Annotated in this window: 12 protein-coding genes; all 12 read left to right on the forward strand. The window is 41.8% G+C overall.

Going from position 1 to position 14,072, the window contains the following annotated elements:
* Nucleotides 1-13: 13 nt before the first annotated feature.
* Nucleotides 14-1,033, forward strand: a complete 1,020-nt coding sequence (ribD, locus tag BKH46_RS07755) for a bifunctional diaminohydroxyphosphoribosylaminopyrimidine deaminase/5-amino-6-(5-phosphoribosylamino)uracil reductase RibD (RefSeq protein ID WP_095226269.1) — start codon at nucleotides 14-16, stop codon at nucleotides 1,031-1,033.
* Complete coding sequence (locus BKH46_RS07760; protein WP_095226270.1) at nucleotides 1,015-1,767, forward strand: methyltransferase; 753 nt, start codon at nucleotides 1,015-1,017, stop codon at nucleotides 1,765-1,767. The genes ribD and BKH46_RS07760 overlap by 19 nt, the downstream gene beginning before the upstream one ends.
* Nucleotides 1,767-4,157, forward strand: a complete 2,391-nt coding sequence (locus tag BKH46_RS07765) for a heavy metal translocating P-type ATPase (protein WP_095226271.1) — start codon at nucleotides 1,767-1,769, stop codon at nucleotides 4,155-4,157. Before BKH46_RS07760 ends, BKH46_RS07765 begins: the two co-directional genes overlap by 1 nt.
* Nucleotides 4,158-4,297: 140 nt before the next feature.
* On the forward strand, nucleotides 4,298-5,059 hold the full coding sequence (locus BKH46_RS07770) for a HugZ family heme oxygenase (protein WP_095226272.1): 762 nt from the start codon (nucleotides 4,298-4,300) through the stop codon (nucleotides 5,057-5,059).
* 335 nt (nucleotides 5,060-5,394) lie between these two features.
* The gene (locus BKH46_RS07775) at nucleotides 5,395-6,303 is read left to right on the forward strand and encodes a DMT family transporter (RefSeq protein ID WP_095226273.1); all 909 of its coding nucleotides are present in this window, start codon (nucleotides 5,395-5,397) and stop codon (nucleotides 6,301-6,303) included.
* Nucleotides 6,296-6,706: a CoA-binding protein gene (locus BKH46_RS07780; RefSeq protein ID WP_095226274.1), complete on the forward strand. Its 411-nt coding sequence runs from the start codon at nucleotides 6,296-6,298 to the stop codon at nucleotides 6,704-6,706. The genes BKH46_RS07775 and BKH46_RS07780 overlap by 8 nt, the downstream gene beginning before the upstream one ends.
* A 2-nt stretch (nucleotides 6,707-6,708) precedes the next feature.
* Nucleotides 6,709-7,920: a threonine ammonia-lyase gene (gene ilvA, locus BKH46_RS07785; RefSeq protein WP_095226275.1), complete on the forward strand. Its 1,212-nt coding sequence runs from the start codon at nucleotides 6,709-6,711 to the stop codon at nucleotides 7,918-7,920.
* Nucleotides 7,920-9,176, forward strand: a complete 1,257-nt coding sequence (locus BKH46_RS07790; RefSeq protein ID WP_095226276.1) for a glycosyltransferase family 39 protein — start codon at nucleotides 7,920-7,922, stop codon at nucleotides 9,174-9,176. Before ilvA ends, BKH46_RS07790 begins: the two co-directional genes overlap by 1 nt.
* A complete protein-coding gene (locus BKH46_RS07795; RefSeq protein ID WP_095226277.1) occupies nucleotides 9,176-9,901 on the forward strand; it encodes a hypothetical protein in 726 nt (241 codons plus the stop codon). Before BKH46_RS07790 ends, BKH46_RS07795 begins: the two co-directional genes overlap by 1 nt.
* Entirely contained in the window at nucleotides 9,873-11,054 is a 1,182-nt protein-coding gene (locus BKH46_RS07800) for a glycosyltransferase (protein ID WP_095226278.1), read from the forward strand. The genes BKH46_RS07795 and BKH46_RS07800 overlap by 29 nt, the downstream gene beginning before the upstream one ends.
* Before the next feature lie 59 nt (nucleotides 11,055-11,113).
* Nucleotides 11,114-13,066 (forward strand): methionine--tRNA ligase, encoded by a 1,953-nt coding sequence (gene metG, locus BKH46_RS07805; RefSeq protein ID WP_095226279.1) that lies wholly within the window; start codon nucleotides 11,114-11,116, stop codon nucleotides 13,064-13,066.
* Nucleotides 13,066-14,067: a hypothetical protein gene (locus tag BKH46_RS07810; protein ID WP_095226280.1), complete on the forward strand. Its 1,002-nt coding sequence runs from the start codon at nucleotides 13,066-13,068 to the stop codon at nucleotides 14,065-14,067. Before metG ends, BKH46_RS07810 begins: the two co-directional genes overlap by 1 nt.
* Nucleotides 14,068-14,072 lie beyond the last annotated feature (5 nt).

Consider the following 14,072-nt stretch of genomic DNA (forward strand, 5'->3'; position numbering starts at 1 on the left):
TGAAAGGAACTCAATGCTTGAGAGTGATCGTTTATTGATGGGTTTGTGCTTGCAAGAAGCTTGGAAATATCAAACCCTTACATTTCCCAATCCAGCAGTGGGCGCGATGGTAGTGGGCAAAAATGGCACAATACTTTCTCTCCAAGCACACACGAAAAGTGGCGATGCGCACGCTGAAATTAATGCCCTAAAAATCGCTTATGAAACCTTGAGTCAACGCCCTTGCCCTGCGCAGAGTTCTAGTGATATCCACGCATTTTTGAGCCAGCACCATCAAGGTATTTTCAATGATTGCAGTATTTATGTGACCTTAGAGCCGTGCAATCATTATGGCAAAACGCCCCCTTGTGCAGAGCTTTTAGAGATGATTAAACCCCAAAGGATCATTATCGGTGCTCCAGAAAGACAAGGCAAGGCTAGCGGGGGGAGAGAGAGATTAGAGAAAGCAGGTATCTGCATACAAGCAGGGGTTTTGCAAGAAGAGTGTGAAAAGATGTTAGACCCGTTTTTGTGCTATACGCAAAAGGGACATTTCAATCTGTTTAAAATCGCCCAGAGGCTCAATGGCGATTATAAGAGTGGAGTGATTTCGGGGGAAAAATCCAGAGAATTTACCCACAACCAACGCACCATAGCCGATAGACTCATTGTTTCTGGAGCGACTTTGCGAACAGATAGACCGATTTTAGACGCTAGGTATGCTGCATTAAAATATGGCAAAAAAGCCCCCCATATCAAGGTATTGAGCACGCGGGGTGATTTTGATCCTAGTATCGCAGCTTTTGGTGTGGAGGGGCGTTGTGTGGAGGTTTGCCATCATATCCTTGAATTGGGATTGGAATCAGGATTTAATATCATTGAGGGAGGTTGGGGGCTTTTTGAGAGTCTTTATATGCATATTGATATGGTTTTAATGCATTGCTCTGCTAGCTTGTATGGGGCTTTTGAAGTGAGTGGATTTCCATGGGCTGGCAAGATAGTCTATGTGCAGCAGTTGGGAGATGATGCGTTATTATGGATAAAAAAATCCTAAAAATCTATCAGCTAAGCGATGGGTATTGCTACAACAGCGATAGCTTGTTTTTGTATGACTTTGCAAGGCGATTTTTTAAAAAATCTTGGAGTGTTTTGGAGGTGGGCTCAGGGAGTGGGGTTGTTGGCTTGCTTTGTGCAAGGGAGGGGATAGGGCAGCTTGTGATGGTCGAGAGAGATAGTGGGGCGGCCTTTTTATCAAAAATCAATGCTAAGAGCGCAGGGCTAGAAGCCCAAGTTGTGTGTGCTGATTTTTTGCAATATCAAACATTGCAAAGATTTGATATGATTATCTCTAATCCACCTTTTTATCGCACAGGGGTGGTTGCAGCGAAGAATCATCGTGTGCATATGGGTAGAAATGAGATGTTTTTGCCTTTTGAGAATCTTTGCAAGCAAGTCAAGAGATTTTTAAAGCCCAAGGGGAGTTTTGTATTTTGCTATGACGCTAAAGAAGCCCATCGGGTATTTTATCTACTCAAAGCCACAGGGTTCAACGCAGAAACAGCGAGGTTTGTCTATCCGCGCATTGAAAAGGAGGCAAGTTTGATACTTTGCCAAGCTAGGATCAATACCCAATCGAGTCTGAAGATTTTGCCCCCCTTGATTGTGCATTATTCTCCAGTCCAAACAGACAATACCGATGAGGTCAGAGAGATTTATAAAAGGAGCAATACCTATAGTATCAAGGTGTGTTCCCAACATCTGCCGCCTCTTTTGGGCGAGGATTATTAATGCCTTGTTGTTCACACTGCCACTTAGAATACCCAGAAAGTGCCTTGAAGCATTGTAAAAGCGGAGATAAGGATCTGTATTTTTGCTGCAATGGCTGTGAGAGTGTGTATTTTTTGCTCCAAGAAAGCGGGCTAGAGGGCTTTTATGATAAATTAGGTAAAAATACGCTCTCGCCCATTGGTAATCAAGACCTCAAAGACAATCTTGCATCCTTTGATACGGCTGCTTTTGCAAAAAAATATATTTATCTCAAAGATGGGCTTTCACAAATTTCATTGATCATAGAGGGGATCCATTGTGCGGCGTGTATTTGGCTCAATGAAAAGATACTCAATGCACAAGATGGTATCTATGAAGCAAGTGTCCATTATACAAACAATCGTGTCAAAATCACTTTTGATGCGAACAAAATCAAGCCCTCTGCAATCATTTCTCTAATCCGCTCTATCGGCTATGATGCTTATGTGTATGACCCTAAAATACAAGAAGTCAAATCCAAACAAGAGCACAAGAGCTATTATATTGGCTTGATTGTAGGTGTTTTTTGCACGATGAATATCATGTGGATTGCTGTGGCGCAGTATGCGGGATATTTTATGGGGATTGATAAGGAGATGAAAGATGTCTTGAATCTCGTGTCTTTTATCTTAAGCACACCGGTGTTGTTTTTTACTGGTAGGATTTTTTTTGTTGGGGCATATTATGGGCTAAAACACCGCTTTATCGGTATGGATTTGCTGGTATGCACAGGGGCAAGCTTGACTTATTTGTATTCGATTTATGCAGCACTCAGTGGGGTGGGAGAAACTTATTTTGAATCGGTTGCGATGATTGTTACGATTGTTTTTGCGGGCAAGTTTTTAGAAATCAAGTCCAAGAAAACAGCTGGTGATGCCCTTGATAAAATCAGTTCAAAAATCCCTAGCAATGTGGTGGTGTTAGAGGGTGATCAAAGAATCCCTAAGACGCCTCAAGAAGTGCGTGTGGGAGATATTATTGAAGTGCTCCCTGGAGAGTCTTTGGCATTAGATGGGCGTTTGATTGATACAGAAGTTTTTTTGGATACTCGGGCGTTAAATGGTGAGTCTGTGCCCCTAAAAGTCCAAGCCAATCAAGAGGTATTTTCAGGCTATGTCAATACCGACAAGCGCTTCACATATGCAGTCAGTAAGCCTTTTGAAGACTCTGTGATGAGCCGTTTGGTGCGGCTTTTAGAGGATTGTATCGCACACAAACCCCGCATACAAACATTAGCCAATACACTTTCGCAGTATTTTTCAAGGGCTGTGCTGGGCGTGGGTGCGTTGAGCTTTTTGGGTTGGTATTTTTGGGGTGGCGTGGGATTTGAGCAGGCTTTAGTGGTTGCTATTGCAGTGATTGTGATTTCTTGCCCTTGTGCTTTGGCTTTAGCCACGCCTATAGCCACGGTCATAGGGCTTGGAGAAGCCTATAAAAAAGGCTTAGCGTTTAAAGAAGCAGCATTTTTAGAAAGTATGGCAAAGGCAAATGTAGTGCTTTTGGATAAAACAGGCACATTGACAATGGGCTATCCTGATGTGGTAGCTGTGAGGGAGTTTCATGTATTTGATAAAGAGCTTTTGAGTGCTTTTGTTTCTGCGAGCAAGCACCCTGTTTCTATGGGCGTGGGGAGATTTTTAGGGGAGTCTGGCCTGTGTGTGAGCGATTTTGTTGAAAACACTGCGCGGGGTATTCAGGCATTTCAAGATGGAAAAGTATTGCTAGGAGGGAGTTTGGAGTATCTTGAATCCCAAGGTGTGCATATCCCTGATATCAAGGGCTTGGATCAAAATATGGTCTTTGCTTATGCGATCCAAAAGGAGCTCCAAGCAGTGTTTTTGCTGCAAGATACGCTCAAAGAGGGGGCGAGGGAGTTTGTTTGCTTTCTAGCAAAGAAGGGCGTAGATATCAAGATACTCAGTGGCGATCGGGAAGCAGTGGTCAAAGATATTGCTTGTAAGCTTGGTGTGCAAGAGTATCGAGCTTCTTTGAGCCCTGAAGAAAAGGTGCAGATAGTTGATTCCTATCACCAAAAAGGCGATATTGTCGTGATGATCGGAGATGGTATCAATGATACATTGGCTTTGAGTAAAAGCGATGTAGGGATTTCTATGGGAGCAGGCAGCGATATTGCTATCATTTCTTCTGATGTGGTGATCCTTGATGACAAGCTTGGCACACTCTTAGAGGCTTTTAAGATTTCACAGAGGACTTATCGTATCATCAAGCAAAATATTATTTTGAGTATTGTTTATAATGCTTTGATGATTCCTTTGGCTGTGATGGGCTTTGTGATACCACTTGTAGCAGCGTTGAGTATGAGTTTGAGCTCGTTTTTGGTTGTGTTTAATAGCTCGCGTATCCGAAAATAAAATCCCTTAAATAAAATTCATTATAAAAAATAATAATAGTTCTTATTTTTATGTTAATTTAAGCTAACTTGTTTTATAATCCTCCAATTTAAAAATAAGCGTTAAAGTTAGAAGGCATTAAAACCAAACAAGGAGAAAAAATGGAATTTCAAAGTATTATCACTCATATGAATGACCATCACCAGTTGGAGTTAATCGGTCTTCTAAAGAAATTTGGACAAATCCATAGCCCCCAAGACACCAAGCTTTTGAGTGTCGATGCCTTGGGTATGGATATCGGTTATGATGGGAGTAAAAGCCTTAGGATTGAATTCCCTCAGAAGGTATCTGATGGGAATATGCGAGAAGGGCTAAAAAACGCCATTATTGAGATGTGTCAAAGTATCCCTAAGACACTAGATATCCAAGCAGTGCAAAAGGATATTGAAGCATTTATCAATGCATGTGGATCCGTGATTATCTCAAGTGTGCACGCTTCTGGGGAGGTTGTTTGCTCTTATGCGCCACTTTTGCGGGGCAATGGCAAATATTATATCTATATCAGCGAGGTCAGTGAGCATTATGAGAGCTTGCGTGCAAACCCTAAAAATGTCGAAGTGATGTTTTTAGAAGATGAATCCAAGGCCAAGTCTGTCATTTTAAGGAAGCGTCTGCGCTATAAGACAGAGGTAACTTTTATTGAACGTGGCGAAGAGTTTGAAAATGTTTTTGATAACTTTGTCGCAGACAATGGTGGGGCAGGAGGGATCAAGACGATCCGCAATATGATGGATTTCCATCTTGTTGGCCTTGAGTTTAAAAAGGGTAGGTTTGTCAAAGGATTTGGACAAGCCTATGACATCATTGATGGCAAAATATCTTATATAGGAGGTGATGGCAATCCCCATAAAATAAAAAAATAATTCTTAATTTATTGTTCAAGATTAAAGGAGAGATAGGTGTGGTTGTGGTGTGGGTCTCCTTTAGTTTGGTTGTTTAGTTTGTAAATCGTGATTTAGTTAAGCAATGTCTCCCATTGTCTTAGCTTTGCATTATCTTCCTTTTTAAATAAATGCTAGGTTCTCCCCCTAGTCATTTATTTTTTATATTGCATTATAATCCCCCAATCAATCCAGTAGTCCCTAAAGCCTTTTGAGGTATTTTCTAAAAATATTAAAATACATAAAAATCTAGCAGAATTTAAGCCTAAAAAATAAAAGATGTTTTATACTTTAGGTAGTTTTTCTCAAGGACAGCAATGAAATATTCACAAACAAGTCTAGGGATTTTTTATATGGCAGCGTCATCTTTTAGCTTTGCTTTGATGAACGCTTTTGTCAAGATTTTATCCCCTCAGCTCTCTCCGATGGAAAATATATTTTTTCGTTCTTTTGTGATGGTGATTTTTGTGTTGGGGATTTTTAGCGTCGCTCCACCGAGTAATAAAAACAAGAAAAAAGGTGGCTGGGGCAAGCTCATCTTTCGTGCTACTATTGGGGGCTTGAGTATGCTAGCTTTGTTTTATAATATCGCGACTATCCCCCTAGGGACAGCCACAGCTTTTGCGCAGAGTGTGCCGATATACACGGTAGTGTTTTCGATAATTTTTTTGAGAGAAAGACCTACAATAGGCGTTATTTTTGCTACGATTATTGGTTTTATCGGTGTGATTTTTATCTCTAATCCGAGTGTGGGGAGCTTGGCAGCTAAGAATATCTTTGCTGGGGTGTTTAGTGGCGTGAGTGCAGCGCTAGCGTTTATCACCTTGAGGAGCTTGCGGGATTATTTTGATGAAAAAAGTGTTGTATTTGCCTTTGGTATCACAATGACTTTGATTGGTGGGGTGGGGATTTTTATTGATATCCCTTATCTTTCAAATGGCTGGAGCACTCCTAATGGCACAGCTTGGATTTATATCGTAGCAATGGGTTTAGCAGGGACTTTTGGGCAGCAGTTTTTGACACGCGCATATATGCTTGCCCCAGCAGGGATAGTTGCGCCTATTGATTATAGCCGTATTGTGTGGGGGGTGATATTTGGGCTATTTTTGGGCGATCGTTTCCCTGATATTATCAGTGCTCTTGGGATTTTTCTAATCCTTGCTTCTGGGATCATGATAGCACTCCCAGTATTTTTGCGTGATATGAAAAGGATAAAAAATGCTTGATATCAAATCGATTCTAACACAAAGTAAAACAATAGCTATTATAGGTCTGAGTCCTGATACAACAAAAGACAGCCATCAAGTGGGGAAATATCTGTTGCAAGTAGGCTATAGCATTGTCCCAATTTATCCCAAAGAAGATGAGATTTTAGACCAAAAGGTTTATGCTAATCTCCAAGAAGCCCTATGGGCTAAAAAGCCTGATATTGTGGTTGTGTTTCGTAGGAGTGAGCATTGTCAAGCCATCGCACAAGAGATTTTGCAAGCTAAATTTTTGCCCCAAGTCTTTTGGATGCAGCTTGGGATAACAAACCAACAAGCCAAAGATATGCTAGAATCACAACATATCAAAGTCGTTCAAGATAAATGTATCAAAATAGAACACCAAAGACTGATTGGGGGATAGATATGATTTCTTTAGACACAATCAAGCAAGCACGCTCAAGGATCGCCTCGATTATCGAGCCTATCCCGCTTTCATTTGCTCCTAGATTGAGCCAAGAAGTGGGCGCACAAATCTATCTGAAAAAAGAAAATCTCCAGCGCACAGGGGCTTTTAAGATACGCGGGGCATTTAATAAAATCGCAAGTATGGATAAACGCGAGCGTTTGTGTGGTGTTATCGCAGCTTCTGCAGGGAACCACGCACAAGGAGTGGCTTATTCAGCGAGTCATTTTGGTGTGCGCTCTGTGATTGTAATGCCTGAGGCCACGCCTTTACTCAAGGTGAGCGCGACTAAAAGGCTAGGGGCAGAGGTGATTTTAGCAGGGGATAATTATGATGAAGCCTATGCACACGCACTCAAGCTCTCTCAAGAGCAAAAGCTGCATTTTATCCACCCATTTGCTGATGATGAGGTGATGGCAGGGCAGGGGAGCATTGCTTTAGAAATGCTAGAAGAAGAGCCCTCTCTCAATACCATTTTAGTCCCCATAGGTGGGGGTGGGCTGATAGGGGGTATTGCGAGTGTTTATAAGGCTTTGTGTCCTGATGTGCGTGTGATTGGTGTGACAGCTAAGGGGGCAAGGGCCATGCGAGAGAGTTTTAAATCAAGGAGTATCCAAAAGGTAGATTCTGTGCGCACGATTGCTGATGGGATTGCTGTGCGTGATGTGAATCAAAAAAACTTTGATTATATCTGCGAGGGCGTGAGTGATGTGCTTGAAGTTGATGATGAAGAGATTGCTAGCGGGATTTTGTATCTATTAGAAAATCAAAAATTAGTTGTCGAGGGTGCAGGCGCTACGGGTGTGGCAGCACTTTTGCATAAAAAGCTTGATTTAAAGCCCACTGATAAGGTTGGGGTTGTGCTGAGTGGGGGGAATATTGATGTGACAATGCTCAATCTCATCATCGAAAAAGGCTTACTCAAAACAGATCGCAAGCTCAAATTCAAGGTCATTTTAATCGATAAGCCAGGAAGTTTGCAGAAACTCACAGATATTTTGACTCAAGTGGGGGCAAATATTGTCCAGATTGATTATGATCGTGTGAGTGTGCATCTTGAATATGGGGATGCGAGTGTTACGATGGCGCTAGAAACAAAAGGCAAAGACCACAAAGAGCAGATCCGACGCAAGCTCTTAGAACATGGATACAAATTCAACGAGATTTTTTGATGGCCTCCCCTCCATTTCAAAATATCGCTTTATACCTAAAAATCTGGCTCAACCAGCACAGCCAGACCAAGCGCTCTTTTGATATTGTAGATATCTTCTTTTTGTTGATCGCTTTAAGCAGCGTTGCTTTGCAATTTATGATGATAGGGCAGATTTCTATCAGCTACAAAGAGGCATATGGGTTTTTTTATGAAAAGAGCTTTGTGTTTGACTTAGCAAGGCTGAGTGTGGAGATTTTTGGGCATAATGATTATGCTTTGAGGGCGCCATTTGTTGGGATTCATTTTTTGAATATGCTTTTGGTGTATGCTATCGGTAGAAATTATCTGAAAAAGCCCACAGATAGCCTGTTTTTAACACTCATTTATGCAATGCTCCCAGGGGTGAATTTCAGCTCAATTTTATTGATGAAAAGTGGGTTGATTATTTTGATTTCACTTTGGATTTGCTATATCAATATCCGATACAAAAAGATTCCATATATCGCACTATTTTTGAGCGTGTTTATTGATAGCAGTTCGAGTGTGCTATTTTTGGCCGTGGTGTTTTATGCGATTAAAAATAAAATGCCTAAAACAATTATGTATTGTCTTGGGGGTTTTGCGATCAATATGTATTTGTTTGATATTGATATTGGGGGCAGACCACAGGGGCATTTTCTTGATATGCTCGGTGAGATGGCGATGTTGTTTTCACCTTTTTTGTTTATTTATTATAACTACACACTTTATTGGGCGATCACAAAGCACCAAAACAATCTGATGACTTATATCGGAGTGACTAGCTTGATGTTTACGCTCTTGCTTTCTATCCGTCAAAGTATCGATGCAGAGATTTTTATCCCCATGAGTGCTGTGGGATTGCCGATTATGATCAAGAGCTTTTTTAATGATATGCGTATCCGATTGCCCCGCTTTCGGACGCATTATCGGGTGAGATTTTTTGTTGTGTTTGCTGTGCTGTTTTTAGAAACTTTTTGCTTGTTTGCCAATAAATGGAGTTATGTGTTGAGTGCTAAGGATAATTTTGCCTCTAACTATTATATCGCCAAAGAAATTGCCCAAGGGCTCAAAGCTTATGGTATCAAGGCAATCACGCTCAAAGATGAACGGCTCGCGCTCCGTTTGCGTTTTTATGGCATACAAACAGGAGGGGATCTAAGACTGATTAAAATCCCCAATGGCACAAAAGGCGATATTGGTATCAAATATATGGGTAGAAATATCCGTTCTTATAATATCATCAAGACCAAATAATGCGTGCTTCTTTTAGTTTATTAGAGATTGTGTTTGCTTTAATGCTTTTAGGCATATTAGCAAGCTTTGGTTTCCCCAAGACAGAAACCACGCTCTCAAGGGCAGCTAATTCTTTGCTTGAACACATCGCTTATACACGCCATCTAGCCTTAAACGATAATCTCATCTATACCCATATCGACCAGACCCACTCGCTCAAAAAACGTTTTCGCAGCATTGACCCCACTGCTTTGATACAGAAAAATCCTATGTGGCAGCTCCAATGGCATTTCAGTGGGAAATATGCCCACGTGAGTTATAGCATTTATGTAGATACTCCCCGTTTTGCGCCAACAACCCATTATGATGGGCGACCAATGGACGGCGATATTATCGCTATTAATGGTGGGGACAGGCGCTGCTTGAGTGGGTATAACAACACGAGTATTTCTGAAGCTTGCAAAAATAATTCGAGCGTTTTTGTGCGATTGAGTGAATCTTATGGGATCGAACATCTTTATATCCAAGGGGATAAGGTCTGCAAGGAAACTAGAGGTGGGCGCGTGTTTTTTGATCGTTTTGGACTGCCTTATTGCAGCAGAGAAGCCATCAGACTCACCCAGCCCTTGAAGATTATCTTAGAAAAAAGAAATCAAAGCAAGACAATTTGTATCTTACCCAGTGGGTATAGCTTTTTAATGCCAAAAGGAGGGGATTGTGAAGCAAAAAATAGCTATTTTATGTGATTTTGATATCAGCAAACGCCCCAGACCTTATCGTATGTTTGAAATGCTCAAAGAGAGTTATGAGATATTTTGTATCGCCAGAGAGTGCTCAGAGATTTTAGGAGCCCACTGCTTTGCTTATCCTGCGCCTAAGAGTGCTAAAGAGCGCACACAAGAAGAAACACAAGTGCTTTTGCAACATTGCTACCAAAGAAACTTTGAAGCACTCATCTACACGCCCAATCGCTCTGTGATAGCAGAGATTTTTGCTGCATTGGGTGCTGTGGATATGGTGATTGTTGCAGATATTGCTTTGCTGCCCTTTGCGCTTAAATACAAAAAGCAGCACACCCATACCAAGATTTTGATAGATTTGCGAGAGTATTATCCTTTAGAATATGAAAACGATCCTTTGTGGTTGGAAACTTTTGGGAAGTTTTTTGAATATCTTTGTAGAGAATATTTGCCCCAAGTAGATGCTGCTTTGAGCGTGAGTGTGGGGATTGCTAAAAAATATCAAGAAGTTTTTGGGCTTTGTTGTGAGGTGTTTTATTCCCTCCCCCCTTATGCTCCCCTCAAGCCGCGCCCCCCTAGTCTGCCTATGCAGATTGTCTATCACGGGTTTTTGAGCCCTGATAGGGATTCGCACAACTTATTAGAGATTGCCCAAGGTCTTGATAAAAGATTTTGCCTCAATGTGATGGGGCTTAGCAATCAAAAGGGCTTTTTAGAAGAGCTACAACAGAGGGCGAGGGGTTTGGATTGTGTGCAGTTTTTGCCCCCAGTGGCAATGGGAGATATCATACCTTTTTGCAATGCCTTTGATATTGGTATCATCACCCTCTCCCCCAATAGTTTTAACAACACCCACGCACTGCCTAATAAATTTTTTGAATATATCCAGTCGCGTTTGTGCGTGGTCGCTACTCCACTCCCTGAGATTAGTTCGATAATTACCCAAAAGGGCGTGGGCAGAGTTTCTAGCGAGTTTGGCGCTCAAGCGATGATAGAAACCTTAAACCAACTCACACAAGAAGATATCATGACCCATAAACTTGCTAGCGCTAGCAGTGCCAAAGAGCTGAGTTTATACACCAACAAACCCCGTTTACTTTCTATCATCGCCTCGATTTTAGATACTCCCTACCCCCAAGCGCCCTCTTCATACCCCTAAGGAAATCAAGGGCAAAGTTTGTTATAATTGACCCACTCAAAAATCTATCAAGGAAAATAATGAAAACATTTATTTCCACACCCATCTATTATGTCAATGATATTCCCCATATTGGGCACGCTTATACGACATTGATCGGGGATATGCTGAAAAAATACCACCAGCTTTTAGGCGAGGAGGTGTTTTTCCTCACAGGCACGGATGAGCACGGACAAAAGATCGAGCAATCAGCACTCTCAAAAGGCAAGACCCCCCAAGAATATGCTGATGACATCAGTGCAAAGTTCAAAAACCTTTGGGATAGCTTTGGGATTGATTATGATTGTTTTATCAGGACTACTGATATGAAGCATTGTGAAAGCGTGCAAAAAGCCTTTGAAACGATGTATCAAAAAGGAGATATTTATAAGGGCGAATATGAGGGGCGTTATTGCGTGAGTTGTGAGAGTTTTTTCACCGATATGCAAGCAGTGGGAGGGAAATGTCCAGATTGTGGGAAAGATACAATTGTTTTGCGTGAGGAGAGCTATTTTTTTGCTTTGAGTAAGTATCAAGACAGATTATTGCAGTGGTATGCAGAGCAGCCTGATTGTATCTTGCCTGCACATAAAAAAACCGAAGTGGTGCGTTTTGTAGAAAGTGGATTGCGCGATCTTTCTATCACAAGGACAAGTTTCCAATGGGGTATCAAGCTACCAAAAAGTTTGCAAGACCCCAAACATGTGATGTATGTTTGGCTCGATGCTTTGCTAAACTATGTCAGTGCGTTAGGCTATGGAGGGGAGGGCGAGAAGATGGACTTTTGGCAAGCCCCTATCCATATCGTGGGAAAAGATATTTTAAGATTCCACGCTGTGTATTGGCCTGCATTTTTGATGAGCTTAGGTCTTGCTTTGCCTAAGCATATTTATGTGCATGGGTGGTGGACGATTGATGGGGTGAAGATGAGTAAGAGCTTGGGTAATGTTATCGACCCTAAAGAGGTTGCTTGTGCTTATAGTGTGGATATTTTGCGATATTTTTTAATGCGTGAGGTGCCTTTTGGGCAAGATGGGGATTTTTCTCAAAAAGCCTTGGTGGAGCGTATCAACGCTGATTTGAGTAATGACTTGGGTAATCTTGTCAATCGCTTGATTGGTATGGGAGAAAAATATTTTGATGGTAAGATTTCTTTAGCAGATACAGCAAGGTTTTATTCTAGTGAATTGGCTATGCTTGATGGGATTTTAGAGAAATTGCCTGTATGGATTGAAGAAATGCAGTTGAGTCGGTATATTGAAGAGCTTTGGCGTGCCTTTGTGATTGCAAATGGAGCGATCAGTAAATACGAGCCGTGGAATCTGATGAAGCAAAACAAAATCCAAGAAACACAGGCTCTTTTGGGCTTGATAGCTACGATATTAGCTAAGGCGAGTTTGTATCTTTATCCGATCATGCCTGCTGCAGCCAAGAAAATCGCCCATTGCCTCCAAATCGATCTAACTCCAAAGACCTATCACCAGCTCATCACCCAAAAGGCTTTGCCACAGAGTTTTACTCTCCAAAAAATCGAGCCACTATTCCCAAAAGTAGAAAGCTATCAAATGCCACAATCACATCTCTCCCCAACCCCCCCACTCCATACAGCCCCCAAGCCTCAAGACCAAAGCCCCAAGCCATCTGATGGAGGAGGATTGAGCGATCAGGCTTTGATTGGTATTGATGATTTTGCTAAGCTTGATATTCGGATAGGGACGATTGTTACAGCGAGCAAAATAGAAAAAAGCGATAAACTCCTCAAGCTCCAAATCGACCTAGGAGAGGGCAGGCTGCGTCAGATTGTATCTGGCATAGCCAAGTCTTATACCCCCCAAGAGCTGATCGGCACGCAAGTATGTGTGCTTGCTAATCTTAAGAGTGTGAAACTGATGGGCGAGATGAGTGAGGGAATGGTGCTTGCTAGTAAAGATAAAAAAGGTCTTTCGCTTTTGTGTGCAACAGCAGTGAAGGAAAACGGGAGCAAGGTGAGCTAGTGCGTGTCAATGAAGCAGTCGAAATCGTCAATGGAAAATTAGCCGCCACGCCCTCTATCAGTGCATTTAATGGAGTGGCTACAAAGATTGCAGAAGTCAAGCGCGGGTGCTTGTTTATCGCCAAAGATCCCAGTGAAATTGATGGTGCTATTGCTTTGGGGGCTTATGGGGTTGTTTATGACAAATATGCGCAGATGGTTGATGGAGAGATTGCGTGGATTCGGGTGGATTCTATCCAAGATGCGATGATTCGTTTGGTTAGGTATCAGTTTTTGCGCGATAATATCGAAGTGTTTTATGTTTCTGCAATCGAATATGCCATCGCTTCTCAGATAATCACTGATACAACAATCGGGTTTTTTGATGATGGTTTGGAAGAGATTTTGAGCTTTATGAGTAAGCAAGTGGGCTTGCGGTCTGTTGTGATTAAAGATGAAGCCCTTTTGAGTCTTGTGCTTGAATACACACAAGCAGTTATCCCCCAAGAACTGCCATTTAAAGTGCTTGTAGCGACTTTATTTGACACTAAGATCAATTATAAACTCTCTCACTACACCTTGAAACTCCCCAGTCTTTTTCTCCCTGAGCTTGGTAGCGTGATTGAAATGTGCGTAGCGCATCACATTGCTTTTGACTTGGGGCGTTTTTGTGCGATTCCGTATATGTGTCCGTATTTTATCAACGCGCATGCACATTTAGTCCCCTATGGCCAGACAGATTGTGTGGTCGTTGCTGAAGAAAATATCGAGCTGTATAAAAAATATGCAGCCTATATCGCTTCACAGGCTAAATGGGGGAAGTTGGTTTTGCTATTACCAAGGGGCTATGGAGAGGTTTTTGATGGGATAGCGCCCAGTGAGATTTATGACTCAAAAGATATGCTCAAAGAATTGCTGATGGCAAAAGATTATAATTTTGCCCTGATTTTTGGTATCTCTGAAGCAGAGCTTTTAGAGATTTTGATGATCCCACACCACGAACCCACTTTGATGGTATTTTGAGATTT

The sequence above is a fragment of the Helicobacter sp. 12S02634-8 genome, from assembly GCF_002272865.1.
Taxonomy (GTDB): domain Bacteria; phylum Campylobacterota; class Campylobacteria; order Campylobacterales; family Helicobacteraceae; genus Helicobacter_J.